Annotated in this window: 17 protein-coding genes; 6 read left to right on the top strand and 11 right to left on the bottom strand. The window is 53.7% G+C overall.

The annotated features are described in order from the left end of the window. Positions 1-97 precede the first annotated feature (97 nt). Positions 98-754: an FtsH protease modulator YccA gene (gene yccA / locus JK231_RS00195; protein WP_034820380.1), complete on the top strand. Its 657-nt coding sequence runs from the start codon at positions 98-100 to the stop codon at positions 752-754. Between the two features lie 100 nt (positions 755-854). Next, complete coding sequence (tusE, locus tag JK231_RS00190) at positions 855-1,181, top strand: sulfurtransferase TusE (RefSeq protein ID WP_038647738.1); 327 nt, start codon at positions 855-857, stop codon at positions 1,179-1,181. Here tusE and yccX read toward each other — a convergent pair whose 3' ends face one another. Next, positions 1,182-1,460: an acylphosphatase gene (gene yccX / locus JK231_RS00185; protein WP_211727756.1), complete on the bottom strand. Its 279-nt coding sequence runs from the start codon at positions 1,458-1,460 to the stop codon at positions 1,182-1,184. A gap of 82 nt (positions 1,461-1,542) precedes the next feature. Between yccX and rlmI the strand changes: the two genes are divergently transcribed. Next, positions 1,543-2,733 (top strand): 23S rRNA (cytosine(1962)-C(5))-methyltransferase RlmI, encoded by a 1,191-nt coding sequence (gene rlmI / locus JK231_RS00180; protein ID WP_211727755.1) that lies wholly within the window; start codon positions 1,543-1,545, stop codon positions 2,731-2,733. 58 nt (positions 2,734-2,791) lie between these two features. Beyond that, a complete protein-coding gene (gene hspQ / locus JK231_RS00175; protein ID WP_034820407.1) occupies positions 2,792-3,109 on the top strand; it encodes a heat shock protein HspQ in 318 nt (105 codons plus the stop codon). 32 nt (positions 3,110-3,141) lie between these two features. Here hspQ and JK231_RS00170 read toward each other — a convergent pair whose 3' ends face one another. Further along, a complete protein-coding gene (locus JK231_RS00170) occupies positions 3,142-3,564 on the bottom strand; it encodes a CoA-binding protein (protein WP_034820410.1) in 423 nt (140 codons plus the stop codon). Between the two features lie 175 nt (positions 3,565-3,739). Between JK231_RS00170 and JK231_RS00165 the strand changes: the two genes are divergently transcribed. Further along, positions 3,740-4,366 (top strand): DUF2057 family protein, encoded by a 627-nt coding sequence (locus JK231_RS00165; protein ID WP_097119296.1) that lies wholly within the window; start codon positions 3,740-3,742, stop codon positions 4,364-4,366. A gap of 67 nt (positions 4,367-4,433) precedes the next feature. After that, on the top strand, positions 4,434-4,895 hold the full coding sequence (locus JK231_RS00160; RefSeq protein ID WP_034820416.1) for a methylglyoxal synthase: 462 nt from the start codon (positions 4,434-4,436) through the stop codon (positions 4,893-4,895). 3 nt (positions 4,896-4,898) lie between these two features. On the opposite strand, the gene helD is transcribed toward JK231_RS00160, so the two are convergent. The 9 genes from helD to JK231_RS00115 all read right to left on the bottom strand — a co-directional run bounded on the left by helD (position 4,899) and on the right by JK231_RS00115 (position 13,851). Continuing rightward, positions 4,899-6,953, bottom strand: coding sequence for a DNA helicase IV (gene helD / locus JK231_RS00155; protein WP_211727754.1), 2,055 nt, complete (start codon positions 6,951-6,953; stop codon positions 4,899-4,901). Between the two features lie 235 nt (positions 6,954-7,188). After that, positions 7,189-7,407: an ogr/Delta-like zinc finger family protein gene (locus JK231_RS00150; protein WP_211727753.1), complete on the bottom strand. Its 219-nt coding sequence runs from the start codon at positions 7,405-7,407 to the stop codon at positions 7,189-7,191. A gap of 90 nt (positions 7,408-7,497) precedes the next feature. Continuing rightward, positions 7,498-8,679, bottom strand: coding sequence for a phage late control D family protein (locus tag JK231_RS00145; protein ID WP_211727752.1), 1,182 nt, complete (start codon positions 8,677-8,679; stop codon positions 7,498-7,500). Continuing rightward, the gene (locus JK231_RS00140) at positions 8,676-9,203 is read right to left on the bottom strand and encodes a phage tail protein (protein WP_211727751.1); all 528 of its coding nucleotides are present in this window, start codon (positions 9,201-9,203) and stop codon (positions 8,676-8,678) included. Before JK231_RS00140 ends, JK231_RS00145 begins: the two co-directional genes overlap by 4 nt. 3 nt (positions 9,204-9,206) lie before the next feature. Continuing rightward, positions 9,207-11,669 (bottom strand): phage tail tape measure protein, encoded by a 2,463-nt coding sequence (locus tag JK231_RS00135; protein WP_211727750.1) that lies wholly within the window; start codon positions 11,667-11,669, stop codon positions 9,207-9,209. Then, entirely contained in the window at positions 11,659-11,784 is a 126-nt protein-coding gene (locus tag JK231_RS00130; RefSeq protein WP_211727749.1) for a GpE family phage tail protein, read from the bottom strand. Before JK231_RS00130 ends, JK231_RS00135 begins: the two co-directional genes overlap by 11 nt. Before the next feature lie 32 nt (positions 11,785-11,816). Further along, positions 11,817-12,095: a phage tail assembly protein gene (locus tag JK231_RS00125; protein WP_211727748.1), complete on the bottom strand. Its 279-nt coding sequence runs from the start codon at positions 12,093-12,095 to the stop codon at positions 11,817-11,819. 64 nt (positions 12,096-12,159) lie between these two features. Beyond that, positions 12,160-12,669, bottom strand: a complete 510-nt coding sequence (locus tag JK231_RS00120) for a phage major tail tube protein (RefSeq protein WP_211727747.1) — start codon at positions 12,667-12,669, stop codon at positions 12,160-12,162. Between the two features lie 12 nt (positions 12,670-12,681). Further along, positions 12,682-13,851 carry a phage tail sheath protein gene (locus tag JK231_RS00115; protein ID WP_211727746.1) on the bottom strand — a complete coding sequence of 390 codons (1,170 nt, stop codon included), beginning with the start codon at positions 13,849-13,851 and terminating at the stop codon, positions 12,682-12,684. Positions 13,852-13,953 lie beyond the last annotated feature (102 nt).

Here is a 13,953-nt window from a genome sequence, read left to right as displayed (position 1 = left end):
TTATCGCGTAAAGATGGGTAAAACGACTTTGCTGTCTGGTAGCCGTTGCGTATCCTCAGGCCATATTTGGTGTTCTCTCTCTATAATGGAGCGCATGATGGATAGAATAATTAGCTCGTCACAGCAGCAATCGCTGATCAGCACCCACAAAGTGCTGCGCAATACCTACTTCTTACTTGGCCTGACGCTGGCGTTCTCCGCGGTCACTGCCACGCTCAGCACCGTTTTTGCTCTGCCCTCTCCCGGATTAATTTTGATGCTGGTCGGTTTTTACGGTCTGATGTTCCTGACCTACCGTCTGGCGAATAGCCCGGCAGGTATTCTGGCGGCCTTCGCCTTTACTGGTTTCCTCGGTTATTGCCTTGGCCCAATCCTAAGTTCCTTCCTTGCGGCAGGCATGGGCGATGTGATTGCCATGGCGCTGGGCGGTACGGCGCTGGTGTTCTTCTGCTGTTCGGCCTACGTCCTGACCACGCGTCGTGACATGTCCTTCCTTGGCGGTATGATGATGGCTGGCTTCGTGGTGCTGCTGGTTGCGGTCGTGGCGAATATCTTCCTGCAACTGCCAGCGCTGCATCTGGCGATCAGTGCGCTGTTTATCCTGTTCTCAGCGGGTGCGATTCTGTGGGAAACCAGTAACATCATTCATGGCGGCGAAACCAACTATATCCGCGCCACCGTGAGCTTGTATGTGTCGCTGTATAACATCTTTGTCAGCCTGCTGAGCCTGTTAGGCTTCGCCAGCAAAGATTAAGCTGCAGACATAAATGTCCAAAACCCCGCTTCGGCGGGGTTTTTGCTTTTTAGCCGTTGGCGAACTTACAATACGCCGATTGATGCTGTGAGGAATGACTGTGATTTTTGCCGGTAAAGAGATCGCCACCGATGCGGAAGGCTACTTAAAAAATAGTGCGGACTGGAGCGAAGCACTCGCTGCGGTGATTGCTGAGAATGAAGCCATTGTGATGAGTGAGGCTCACTGGGAAGTGGTACACTTTGTGCGCGCCTTCTATCAGGAGTTCAATACTTCCCCTGCGGTGCGCATGCTGGTGAAAGCCATGGCGCAGAAATATGGCGAGGAAAAAGGGAATAGCCGTTATCTGTTCCGACTGTTCCCTGAAGGTCCGGCAAAACAAGCCACAAAAATAGCTGGTTTGCCAAAACCCGCCAAGTGTCTGTAATCAGCCAGTGGTAAATCGCGTAGGTATCGGCGTGGGTTGATGAGGTTCCACCAGCACCTTATCGACCCGTGCACTGGTTGGCCCGCCTGCTTTCAGCCAGGTGATGAGCGCCTCCACTTTTTGTTCATCGCCAGCGGCCAGCACTTCAACACTGCCATCGCGCAGGTTGTGCGCATAACCGGTAACGCCCAGTTTATTGGCCTGTGACTGGGTGTAATAACGAAAGCCTACCCCTTGCACCATACCGTGCACCCAGATTTTGTAGCACGTGTTCGCCATGGCTATCTCCCCATTGTGCGTTGCAATTTGCCGCCATCCACCGGAAAATGGCGCCTCATTTTTTCAGGTAAGCATAGCAAACATGACCGTTCGATTGATTCTCGCTAAGGGACGTGAAAAATCCCTGCTCCGCCGCCATCCGTGGGTGTTCTCAGGTGCCGTTGCCCGTATGGAAGGTAAAGCCCAGTCTGGTGAAACTATTGATGTCTGCGACAGCAATGGTAAATGGCTGGCCCGTGCCGCTTATTCTCCACAGTCACAAATTCGCGCGCGCGTCTGGAGCTGGCAGCAGGATGAGTCAATCGACATCGCCTTCTTTGTCCGCGCTTTTGAAAAAGCGCAGCAGTGGCGCAAATGGTTGGCGCAACGTGATGGCCTTGATAGCTATCGCCTGATTGCCGGTGAGTCGGATGGCATGCCTGGCGTGACCATTGACCGTTTCGGCAACTTTATGGTGCTGCAGCTCCTGTCCGCCGGTGCTGAATATCAACGCCCGGCGATTCTCTCTGCCTTACAGCAGTGCTTCCCAACTTGCGCGATTTACGATCGTTCTGATGTTGTCGTGCGCAAAAAAGAAGGACTGGAACTGACACAAGGCCCAGTCACTGGTGAACTGCCGCCGCCGTTACTGCCGATTACCGAACATGGCATGAAATTGCTGGTCGATATTCAGGGTGGCCATAAAACCGGTTACTACCTTGATCAACGTGACAGCCGTTTTGCCACGCGCCGCTACGCTGAAAACGCTCGCGTGCTGAACTGCTTCTCTTACACCGGCGGATTTGCCGTGTCGGCTCTGATGGGTGGCTGCCGCGAAGTGATTAGCGTGGATACGTCACAGGATGCGCTGGATGTGGCGAAACAGAACGTTGAGCTCAATGGCCTCGATCTGTCTCGTGCACAGTTCGTGCGTGATGATGTCTTCAAACTGCTGCGTCGCTACCGTGACAGCGGCGAAAAGTTTGACGTGATCGTGATGGATCCGCCGAAATTTGTTGAGAACAAGAATCAGCTGATGGGCGCCTGCCGCGGATATAAAGATATTAATATGCTGGCGATGCAGTTGCTCAATCCTAACGGTATTCTTCTGACATTCTCTTGCTCAGGACTGATGGCCACCGAACTGTTCCAGAAAATTATCGCCGATGCCGCAGTGGATGCGGGTCGTGATGTACAATTTGTAGAGCAGTTCCGTCAGGCAGCCGATCACCCCGTGATCGCCAGCTATCCTGAAGGTCTTTATCTGAAAGGTTTTGCCTGCCGCGTGCTGTGACTTGAAAATCTGTACCCTGCCTCCATATTAGAGACAGGGCACAGTTTTGGGAGGCACCATGATTACCAGTAAATTTGGCATTGGACAGCAGGTCCGTCACCGTCTCTCCGGGGTGCTCGGCGTTATTGTGGATGTCGATCCGGAGTTTTCGCTCGATGAACCCGAGCAGGATGATGTGGCGGCCAGTGAAACGCTGCGCGCCGCACCCTGGTATCACGTAGTGATGGAAGATGAAGAAGGCGAACAGGTGCACACCTATGTTGCTGAAATTCAACTCGCCGGTGAAACGTCGTATGAGCATCCTGAGCAACCTTCGATGGATGAACTTGCTGCTTCCATCCGGCAGCAGTTACAGGCACCTAGCCTGCGCCATTAATGACAACGGCGACCTCGGTCGCCGTTTCAGCTTTACGACGCGATGGGCGGAATACCCAGACGCGGAATTTCAATCTTAGGACAACGATCCATCACCACCGTCATGCCCGCATCGCGCGCTAGCACTGCCGCCTGCTCATTGATCACGCCCAATTGCAGCCACAGCGTATCGGCACCAATGGCAATCGCTTCCTGCGCCACACCCCACGCGGCCTCAGCATTGCGAAACACATCTACCATATCCACTTTACCCGGAATTTCTGCCAGCGTGGCGTAAGCGGTCTGCCCCAGCAACTGCTGCCCCGCCAGTTTTGGACTCACCGGAATAACCTCATAACCCTGATCAAGCAAAAACTTCATCACACCATAGCTTGGGCGATCGGCGCGATCGCTCGCCCCTACCAATGCAATGCGTTTGGTGCGGCTCAATACATCACGAATCGTTTGATCATTCATTTTTTTCTCCTTGTTCGTTCGCCTGAGTGTAGTTGCCATTGCGTGACACAGTGCAAGACCCTCAGATAAAAACTTTGCGCCTCAGCACGAATAAATATGTGAAAATGTAAATTTACTGCCATAATGTAATAATTTGCTACACATCACCCTTAATCCCCATCCTCCGGGAGTTGAAATGAAGCTGTCTTTGGCTGTTACGAGTTTACTCGTGTTACTCGTATCGGCATCCTGCCATGCCATTACCCTCAAACTCGATCCTGAAATCGACTTGCTGGTGCTCGATGGTCGCAAAATCTCAGGCTCGTTGCTGAAAGGCGCGGACAGCCTGGAGCTGGAGCGTGGGCAGCATCAATTCCTGTTTCGCGTTGAAAAACCTTGTGCGGATGCCACGCATTTTCAGTCGGTGCCGATGATCGTCACGTTCAATGCCAGCGCCACCTCAGTCGCGATTCGTTTACCCGTTCTGGCCAACCGCCGAGAACGCAGCACGTTCGATAAGGCGCTAAATTTCCAGCTCGTTGATGAACGAGGGAATGAAATCACCAGCGTGCGCGATCGCTTACCACAGGGTAGCGATAGCGATCTGGAAAAGGCCATGCTGAATTATAACCGTACTGCCCAGGCGGCATCGGTTCCTCGCTTTGCGCTGCAATCGGTGAGTGCGCCGGATGCCCAGATGAGTCTCGATTTTGCCTGGCAGGATGCGGGAGAGTTACCTTATCTGCAACAGTGGTTTCAGCGTTTTGATGCTGCTACACGCCTGAGATTTATCAGTTGGATGAAAACCTTACGCGCAAGTTGATAGTGTTGAAATGTCAGGGGTACACTCATGCCTTAAAATTAATGCATGAGAAGAAACAGGAAGCCCTATGGAGCAGACCGTTCGTACCCTTAACGTTCAGAAACACATTGCCCTCGTTGCCCACGATCACTGTAAAGCGACGCTACTGGAGTGGGTTAAAGCCAACCAGAGCGCGCTGCAACCGCATGTGCTCTATGCCACCGGCACCACAGGTAATCTGATTAATCGCCACACCGGTTTAGACGTCAACGCCATGCTAAGCGGCCCGATGGGTGGCGATCAGCAAGTGGGTGCTTTGATTTCCGAAGGGAAAATCGATGTGCTGTTCTTCTTTTGGGATCCGTTAAATGCGGTGCCGCACGATCCCGATGTCAAAGCCCTGTTACGTCTGGCCACCGTGTGGAATATCCCGGTGGCGACCAATCGCGCCACCGCGGATTTCATTATTCAGGCACCGATGTTTGCCCAGCAGTTTGAGATCCAAATCCCCGATTATCAGCGCTATCTTGCCGACCGCCTGAAAGCGTAATGTTCAGGCCTTCCGACTTAGCGGCACGCCCAATTCGCGGAAGTGTTCGACAAAAACGGAAGGCCGATCTTTATCAAACAGCATCCACACTTGCTGACGTGCGCGGGTAATCGCCACATAGGCCAACCGTCGCTCTTCAGCGTCAGGGAAATCTTCCGGCTGGGGTAATAACCCCTTTTCCATAATCGATTCACGCGCCTCAGCGGGGAAGCCATCACGCCCCTCATGCAGGCCCAGCATAATGACAAAATCTGCCTGCTGCCCTTTGCTGGCATGAATGGTCATAAAATCAATCTGCAATTTCGGCCAGCGCGTTTTGGCTTTATCGAGGATGGCAGGACGCAGATGGTGATAGCGCGCCAGCAACAGCACACGCTCTTCCGGTTTCGCATAGCCACTTAATTTATCCAGCAACGGTTCCAGTTGCTCCTGCGGCAGCAGCGTGACTGACTTCTTATTCCCCTTGCTCAGACTGTTGAGCGGCTTGCGCAGCTGATGAGGATTCTGCTGCACAAAGCGGTTGGCAATCTCACCGATGCGATCGTTGAAACGATAGGTGGTGTCCAGTACACAGCGATCGCCGTCACCAAAGTAGTGGTGGAAAGCCGTGGTCAGACTCATCTCGGCGCCGCTGAAACGGTATATTGCCTGCCAGTCATCGCCCACCGCGAACAAACTGGTGCGCTTATTCTGCTGACGTAACGCAGTCAATAAAGCGGCACGCTGTGGCGAGATATCCTGAAACTCATCCACCAGGATATGCTTCCACGGGCTGATAAAGCGTCCTTTTTCGAGAATGGCAATCGCCTGATGGATCAGCCCGGAGAAATCGACTGCCCCCTCCTCTTTCAACGCACTCTTCCAGGCTTTTAATAGCGGCGCCATCAGTTTGACGCGTTTGCTGAAGTTATCGCGGAAATCTTCAGGTACATCGGCAATCATCGCCGCCTGCGCACCGCCGTGCATGCGCATCAGTCCCAGCCAGCGCTCCATGCGTGAGGCCAGCCGTTGCGCCAACTTGTCATCCTGCCAGAATGGGCCTTCAGCGACCTCCCACTCCAGTTCCTCCTGCAACCATTGACGCCAACCGCTCGCCTGCGCCTTTTTACTGTTGCACTGTTCGCGCCAGGTGTCGATCAGCAGTTGCCGCCGCGCCTTGCTGTCACTTTCAAGCTTGCTGATCACCGGCTGCTTATTGCTGCCTTCGCGGATGATGTGCAATGCCAGCGCGTGAAACGTTCGCGCCTGAATCGCACTCTCACCTAAGCGTTGCTGAATACGATCGTTCATCTCTTCGGCCGCCTGGCGACCAAATGCCAGCAGCAGAATCTGCTCCGGCTGTGACAGCTTGCGTTTCAGCAACCAACCGGCACGTGCCACCAGCACCGAGGTTTTACCACTTCCCGCACCGGCCAGCACCAGTAAGGCGTCTTCACCGTTGACCACCGCTTCGCACTGGGAAGCATTAAGCGGTGTAGTTTCGACAGTGGAGAAAAACTCGTGGTAGTCCTTGATGACCTTCGTCGTCCATTCACGGTTGCGCTGGCGAATGGCGGTTTCACCTTGTTCTAACCACTGCTGGCAAAACTGCCAGCGCGCACGGCAATTATCAAACTCATTCAGGCGCGAAAGTGGCAGCGGTAAGGCGGAAAATTGGCGTTGAATGCTCTCCTTTACCGTAGCCAGTTGGCTGCGCTTTAACCAGCGATCCTGTTGCGTGTAGGCGATAATCTCCTGTTCCAAAGCCATCAGGACTTGTGCACTGACTTCGCTCATTTCCTGGCTCCACTGCTGCCAGGCATGCTGCAAGTAATGGAAAAAACGCTGCGTCTCCTGCCATTCCGTGCCGTGCAGGCGTACAACCTTATCTTCTGGCAAGTGAAATTCCAGCTCTCCCCAAACCATGCCGCGTTTACAAGCAATACTGATTAACTGATTGAACGGGATAAGATATTCGTGACGATCGCCACTGACTTCCACGCCAGCGGCCAGCAGACGCACCCGATTATAGGGATGCTGAGCCAGACGTTTGCCCATTGATGTTGCTTTCAGTTCCATGTCCGCACCGTCTTGTGGAATTCGATTATCGCGCAGTTTACCTGTCAGACTCTTGGCGCTCCAGCCTTAAAACAGGCTAAACTGTAATTCGCAATTAGTTTATGATTAATTATCTCTAAATTCATAGAGTTACTTATGACCGCAGTTTGTTAAATTTCAGCATGGCAGCAAATTGGCAGCAGAAATTTATTCCATTGGCAGCGGACATAAAAAAACCCGCTTTCGCGGGCTTAGCTCAGTGCAACTGTAACGGTTGCTGTTCTTGATGTACATGGGGCATAACTTTGTTCACTTGCCCCGGACATACGATTATCCCGGCAATGGCTTCGTGTGTCTTAAAAGTACAACTGCAATTGATGTTGGTGCACTGATGGTAACGCTCTTTTGTTTCTTTTGAGATATAGCGGCTGCTTTTAGCGTGAGCGGCGGTACTGCATAACGGGCAGTGCATCATGATGAATAATCCTTTAGATGGCGAAGCGGTGGCGGCTGTTTGTATTTTGATTAATCAAACTTGAATTTGCAAATTTAAGTTTCATCTTATTTACTCCTCCTCGCCATCTACTACGCCATCCTCTTCAGCAGTGTATTCAACATCAGATAGCAGCACCTCAAAATCGAGTTGTGTTGTATATCCTCCGCTTGAAAGGTTATGCGTCACCTTGCTGATAAGCCATGGCTGCGCATCGATCACGGATTTAAATCCTTTAACTTCTACCGGCGTTTCCGGGTAAAGGTCTGCACGCCCCATTGCCAGCGTGAGCGAAAACTCAGCCACACCGCGCTGTAGCTTTTCCCACTTGGCCTTAGCTGCTCTCATTGCCGTTGCCTTACTGGAATAAACCGTCGTCAGCGTGAATACGTTATCTTCGCTCCCTGCAAGATAATCACCCTCTTTAGCCTCTGGCGTTTTAACTGCTTTAGCTTTGGTCTTTTTTGCTGCCGGATGCTCAAGCGCACGCAGATGCCGCTCTTTCGGTTTACGCTGAAGCTTCACCTTCTTTGGCTTTGGATCTTTGGTGTGCAGCCAGCTCGCAGATACCCCGGTATATGCCCCACGGTCAGCAATACTAAAGCTGTGCCGGTCGCCATCACTGCGCGTGACGGTCATCTGAGGGATGGGTTTTCCACTTATGGTTACGCCGTTCCCCGGCTTGATGAATAGCAGCCTGCCAGCCTTTACTGCTGCTACCGCGCCATAAAGTGTTGCGAGACGCGTCAGGAACTTTGCATCTGTCTCCTGTGTCTGGTCGATGTGCGCCACAGTGATCCCGGCAAATCCGCTTGCCAGCATAGGCTGCAACTTATTACGCCCCGCAATTTGCGTCACGATTTCGCCAAGGGTTGTATCGTGGTAAGACACTTCACGGCGGGAATTTAGCGTACCGCGAAAGTCGGCGCTGCGGGCACGAATGGTCATGGTATCCGGCGCGCCGTGGTGCTCCACTTCATCCACGGTAAAACTACCCTTACCGATAAGCGCCTGCCCCTTCCATCCCAAAAACAATGTCACAACAGCGCCGCGCACTGGCATTGCAAGTTTGCCGTCTGCGTCGTCCAGCTCAATATCCAGCTGATCAGCTTCAAATCCGCGGTTGTCTGTTAGGGTGAGTGAGATCAGACGGTCTTTAACGCTGGTCGTAATATCCTTAGAGTCAACCTTGAGCATAAAATCTGGCATGAGCCGGGCGCCCATTTGCACCGGCAGTCCACTGATTCCCGTCATCCCAATAAACCTCCAGCCGATGAAATCAGACTGCCCGCCGCCGACTTCACGCTGCTGATAGCCGATGTGATTTGACCAGGCAGATTACTGACTCCGCTGATCAGCCCGCTGGCCTGTTGATTTAGATCCCCAAACATTGACGTCAGTGATTCATCCACTCGTTTAAGGCTCAGGGTAAACATGATTTTGCTGGCTGCGCCGTTAGGGAAAAACTCACTGTGCGTATTTGAAATATTTTCGATTACGTACATGCCGTAAATCATGCCGCTACCACCAATAAGAGGCCACGCCATGCCCTGATCAGCCAGCAGGCGAACGGTCATAAGGGAAATTGCCCCGCCAGTTATCTCCGGGCGCAGCTCACCAGACAGCGTGATTTTTTCATCACCCGGCCCGATAAACTGCGCCGCCGGGCGCAGACCAAAGCGGTTATTAGTAGGCCAGCGATAGTCGATGTTTTGCTGCAGCTCGCCATAAGGTAGCGTCTGCCTCATAAACGGCATCATGCCGTAAATCATCATCATCGTTTAGTCCTCCCAGCCCATTTTGCTGCGGTTTTGTGCCTGCCGGTTGCGCTGCTCTTTAGCCTGATGCTGCGCCATCAATGCCAGCGCATCGTCCTTCGTCATCCCCTCATGCATGTACAGTTCATACTGATAGGTGTTCTGACTGCGGTCAGTGAAACCACCTCCCGCTGACGGTGCTGTGACTGGCCTGTAAGGTGCGCCACCCCATGCAAGGTTGTACTGTAGCCCGTCCGTGTCCACGCCCGCGCCACCGGTTGCTATCGGATCGGGGGAAGGCACCTTGTCTTTGAGTCCGTCGGATTTGGTGTCGATAATCCCGAGTTTCTCCAGCACCCAGTCAATGCCGCTACGCAACTGATCAAGTGCTTTACTCGGTATATTGAGTGCTTCAGCCAGCATGTTGCCGAACTTTTTGCCCATGTCACCGGCAGCAGCCAGTTCGGTTTGTGTTGATTTAACCGGCTCCAGCAGTTTGCCGAACCATTCCCACAACGATTTAATCTTGTCCCCCACAGCAGAAAAGATTGGCGTGAGCGAACCAAACGCATCGCCAATTGGCCCCATCGCGGCGGTGAATCCCTCTGCGAAACCGCTGATAAAGGCGCTGATGGGTTCCCAGTACTTGCGCACCAGTAGCGCCCCGGCAACAATTGCTGCCGCCACTGCGACGACCGGCAATGTAATGGCGCCCAGCGCTGTTGCGATAGCACCACCTGCGATACTAAAAGCGGTGCCGAGGAAAGCAGCTCCTGCAATTAGTGCGTTTACACCTGCAATGACAGGCCATGCAACCAGACCAATAGCACCAATCGCGCCAACTAATATCAATCCGGCAGCTGCTGCTTTTGCAATGCCGGTTGATAGCACTGGATTTTTTTGCACCCAGTTATCAACCTGCAAGAGAAACTTGGTCGTGTCCTGCGTCAGGGTGCGAATGCTGCCATCCATCTGATCGTAAATGTCAGTCCCCAACGCCTCATATGCGGACTGCATTTCCTTGAAGTCTCCGCCAAGGTTATCCTGCTGAACCTTAACAAGTTTCTCCGTGCTTCCATCCGAGTTCTGAAAGGTTTTTGTAAGCCGATCCAGTTCACCACTTGCGGCTGATTTCATTAAGGTCACAGCCGATGAGGCAGCTTCTTCACCAAAAATGGTTTTTAAGTACTCAGATTGCTGTGAGTCGCCAAGCCTGTTTTTCTCAAATGACTTTTGCATCTCTTTGAGAATGGTAAAAAACGGGCGCATATTGCCTTTGCTATCTGAGGTATGCACCCCCAACTCTTTAATTGCTTTGAATGCTGCTCCAGTCGGTGCCTGCACACGTAACAGCATGGCGCGAATTCCTGTACCAGCCATGCTACCGGTTGTTCCGTTATTCGCTAGCGCGCCAATCATTGCCGCTGTCTGCTCAGCGCTTACCTTTGCATTTTTAGCTACCGAGGCAACATATGGCATCGCGTCACTAAGATCTTCAAACTTTGTGGCAGTTTTATTCAGCGTTGCGGAGATTACATCCCCTAAGTGGGCAACTTCGCTATTAGCTAGTCCAAAGGCGTTTTTGGTGCTCATCAATAACTCGGCGCTATCTTCCATTGTGCGGTTATTGGCGAGCGACATATTCAGCGTAACTGGCGTTGCCGCTTTGATGTCGTCCACGCTGCCGCCCGCTTTCGCGATAACGATTTGAGCTTGTGCGGCGTCGTTTGCCGAAGCAGCCGTGTTATCACCGATGCTGCGCGCCTGAGTTTTGAGGGCCAGGAACTCAGGCGAGTTCTTATCAAGGCCGAGCGTTGCCTGCAGGGTTGAGTTTGCCAGCGCAAAGTCATAGCCCGGACGCAGAATGGTTGATGCTGCCATGCCGCCAACAGTCGCCGCCCCAAGCCCAGCAGCGCCAACGTTACGCACCTTCGACGACAATTCCTGCCCGCGCCGGTAACGCTCACTGGTCTGGTTGAGCCGTTCCTGCTGTGCGTTCAGGCGCTGTAATTCCTGCTTCTGGCGGCTCAGGCTGGCGGTTGCCATTGCCGAGGCCGATTTAAGCCGCTGCTGCTCAGTGCTCAGGCTGCGCGTGGAGATGCCCGCCTGGGTCAAAGCCTCGCGCTGCTGCTGCACGGAAAGGCGCAGTGCGTTGGATTTGGTTTGCAGTTCAGATGCGGCCTGGCGCGCCTTCTCCAGTGCACGGGCCTGCTGCGTAGTGGGTCGCTCGGTGTTTTTGAACGCCACTGCCAGCGATTCAGCTTCGGCCTTGGCCTCTTTCAGCTTCTGGCTGGTGACGGCAAGCTGCGCGCTCGTTTTACGGAAACCGTCGATTTTGCCCGACTGCGCGTCCAGCTCTTTGATGCTGGTCTGCGTCTGGCGGATTTCAGCGGTTAATCCTTTGGTGGCTTTTTCGACGGCTTTGAATGGGCGCGATGCTTTGTCTACCGCGTTCAGCAGCACCTGCACTTTGAGGTTATTGCTCATCCGGGTCTACTCCGCTTCGGATTAAGGCTTTGTGCCGCCAGATCATCAACTCAACCAGCGGCATGCTGTGCATTTCGGAAGGGGGCCAGTGAAATATTGCGGCAATGTCCGCCATAAGATCATCGACCGTCAGGCCTTTAGGCCACTCTATTCGTCCGACTTCGATTGCAAAAAACCAATCACCTTTCCACCCAACGCGATTAAATCAACCGGGTCGAGATTGTTGCACTCCGGCTTTGTGAGCGCGGGGTGAGTGATACGCGGCAGGACAGTCAGCAGCGAGTCAACATCCGACTGACACAAATCAGACAAGCGCACGCCGCGCAGAGAGCCAGCAGTTGGTTTAATCAGCTCAACCTGGCTAATCTCCATCTCGCCACGCTTCAGCGGAGTTTCAAATACAACGACATTCTCATTCTGTTCCATAGCAATTATCTCTGTTCACTGTAATCAGGGAAGAACCAGCGCCGTTATGGCGCTGGCATCAGGGTTAAACGAGGCCGATGTTTTTACGGCGCGCCGCCAGACGGTCAACGCCGTTGACGATTTCAACCATGTTCACGGTGTCGATTTCGATCAGCGCTTTGCCGTTAAACGTCAGCTTGTAATACGTGTTTTTACTGGTGATTTTCACTTCGGTGTCTTCACTCGGCTTTGATTCGCCAAAGTCGAAGGTCTGGTGCTTACCGCGCACCTCCACCTCTACCGCAATTTCTTCACCGGTATCATCGCGCTGATAAGAGCCGGTGAAACGCAGCGGGATATCGGACGCGCCCCACTGCGTGAGCACCAACTCATCCATACCGCCGATGCTCCATTCAATATCAAGGGCATCATCTTCCAGACCGTTGTCGATAAACGCCGCACCGCTCATACCGCCCGCACGGAACGGGTCAAGCTTGCGCGCCAGCTTTGGCAGGGTGACGGCAGTCACCACGCCCTGATAGCTGTTAGCGTCGTTGAAAAGGTTCATCGCCTTTAGTTTGCGTGGCATTGCCATTTATCCGGCTCCTTAGCTGTTAACGGATGCGGCGAAGTTCGCCAGATAGCTGTCGGTAATGCGCTGGCGTAACGTCAAGTCTTCCAGCGGCGGAACCGGCGTGTAGTCGTAATCGATAAAGAGTTTGCCCGCCTTCAGGGTTTCTTTATCGTTGGCGCTTTCGTCATACCAGGCTGATGCGCCCAGCAGATAACCCGCGTTGCACAGTTCGCGGAATTTCGCGTTGATACCCGCGATGATTTCTTTCACCAGTACCGGCGTCAGTGGCTTGTCGTTCGCCCACATGTGCGCCTCTGCCATGGTGTCAGCCAGCACCTGCGCGGTGCGGGTGTAGTTCTCAAACTGGAACAGCGGATCATCACTGCAGGTGCGGTTGCCCCAGAAGCGGAAACCGTCCTTGCGGATAAGCGTGGTGACATCCGCCTCGTTCAGCAGGTCTGCATCGGTGCCGACCTGCTGCAGATCCCAGAACACCGACGCCGAAATACCGGTGACGCCGTTTACGCCAACGTTCGACAGGGTTTTATGCCAGCCGGTGTCGTTGTCGATTTTGGCGCGCAGGCCCAGCGCACGCGCGGTAGCGTATGCGGTATCGGACGCATTCGTGGTGGTGTTCCACGCGAGGAAGTCAGGCCAGATCACCATCAGCTCACGCTGACTGAAGTTCTGTCGATACAGGCGGGCTTCGGAAATGGTTTTGCACTCCCACGCGGACACGTAGCCGAAGGCGCGCAACTGCTGCGCAATGCTGGCAAGCGCGGTCGCCACTTCCAGCGAGTCGAGGCCGGGAACGCCGAGAATGCGCGGCTTCACATCGAGCTGAGTCTGCGCTGCAAGCAGCGCTTTCATGCCGGTGTATTGCCCGTTCTCGTCGGTGCCGCCGATGATGTTGGAAATGGTTTCAGCCTGGCTTGCGCCTTCTTCGACGCGCACCACGACGGTGACGGGTTTTGACTGATCGGCGATTGCCTGCAGGGAAGCCGCAAGCGTGCCTTTCACGCCAGCTTTACCGACTGCGCCCTGCACGTTGGTAATCAGTACCGGCGTGTTCAGCGGGAACGTCGCCGCGTCCGCATCTTCAGCGGTGCAGACCATGCCGACAATTGCGGTTGATACGGTGGAGATAGTGCGCGTGCCGTCGTTGATTTCGACGACGCGGACACCGTGATGATAATCTGCCATCTGTTGCACTCCTGGTTAAAGGTGTGCTCAGGGTGTCAGGTCAGCAATGCAGGTGCATGCGGTTGCGGTTTGCTCATGGATCAACGGACAAAAGAAAAGCCC

This window comes from Pantoea sp. JGM49 (assembly GCF_018257655.1).
In the GTDB taxonomy this organism is placed as follows: Bacteria; Pseudomonadota; Gammaproteobacteria; order Enterobacterales; family Enterobacteriaceae; genus Pantoea; species Pantoea communis.
The sequence above is the reverse complement of the archived record's forward strand: the minus strand, read 5'-3'. Positions and strand labels throughout refer to the sequence as shown.

Excerpts from the sequence above, each read along its gene's own strand:
- yccA (WP_034820380.1), top strand. The coding sequence starts at position 98 with ATGGATAGAATAATTAGCTCGTCACAGCAGCAATCGCTGATCAGCACC.
- yccX (WP_211727756.1), bottom strand. The coding sequence starts at position 1,460 with ATGGCGAACACGTGCTACAAAATCTGGGTGCACGGTATGGTGCAAGGG.
- rlmI (WP_211727755.1), top strand. The coding sequence starts at position 1,543 with ATGACCGTTCGATTGATTCTCGCTAAGGGACGTGAAAAATCCCTGCTC.
- hspQ (WP_034820407.1), top strand. The coding sequence starts at position 2,792 with ATGATTACCAGTAAATTTGGCATTGGACAGCAGGTCCGTCACCGTCTC.
- JK231_RS00170 (WP_034820410.1), bottom strand. The coding sequence starts at position 3,564 with ATGAATGATCAAACGATTCGTGATGTATTGAGCCGCACCAAACGCATT.
- JK231_RS00165 (WP_097119296.1), top strand. The coding sequence starts at position 3,740 with ATGAAGCTGTCTTTGGCTGTTACGAGTTTACTCGTGTTACTCGTATCG.
- JK231_RS00160 (WP_034820416.1), top strand. The coding sequence starts at position 4,434 with ATGGAGCAGACCGTTCGTACCCTTAACGTTCAGAAACACATTGCCCTC.
- helD (WP_211727754.1), bottom strand. The coding sequence starts at position 6,953 with ATGGAACTGAAAGCAACATCAATGGGCAAACGTCTGGCTCAGCATCCC.
- JK231_RS00150 (WP_211727753.1), bottom strand. The coding sequence starts at position 7,407 with ATGATGCACTGCCCGTTATGCAGTACCGCCGCTCACGCTAAAAGCAGC.
- JK231_RS00145 (WP_211727752.1), bottom strand. The coding sequence starts at position 8,679 with ATGACGGGAATCAGTGGACTGCCGGTGCAAATGGGCGCCCGGCTCATG.
- JK231_RS00140 (WP_211727751.1), bottom strand. The coding sequence starts at position 9,203 with ATGATGATGATTTACGGCATGATGCCGTTTATGAGGCAGACGCTACCT.
- JK231_RS00135 (WP_211727750.1), bottom strand. The coding sequence starts at position 11,669 with ATGAGCAATAACCTCAAAGTGCAGGTGCTGCTGAACGCGGTAGACAAA.
- JK231_RS00130 (WP_211727749.1), bottom strand. The coding sequence starts at position 11,784 with ATGGCGGACATTGCCGCAATATTTCACTGGCCCCCTTCCGAAATGCAC.
- JK231_RS00125 (WP_211727748.1), bottom strand. The coding sequence starts at position 12,095 with ATGGAACAGAATGAGAATGTCGTTGTATTTGAAACTCCGCTGAAGCGT.
- JK231_RS00120 (WP_211727747.1), bottom strand. The coding sequence starts at position 12,669 with ATGGCAATGCCACGCAAACTAAAGGCGATGAACCTTTTCAACGACGCT.
- JK231_RS00115 (WP_211727746.1), bottom strand. The coding sequence starts at position 13,851 with ATGGCAGATTATCATCACGGTGTCCGCGTCGTCGAAATCAACGACGGC.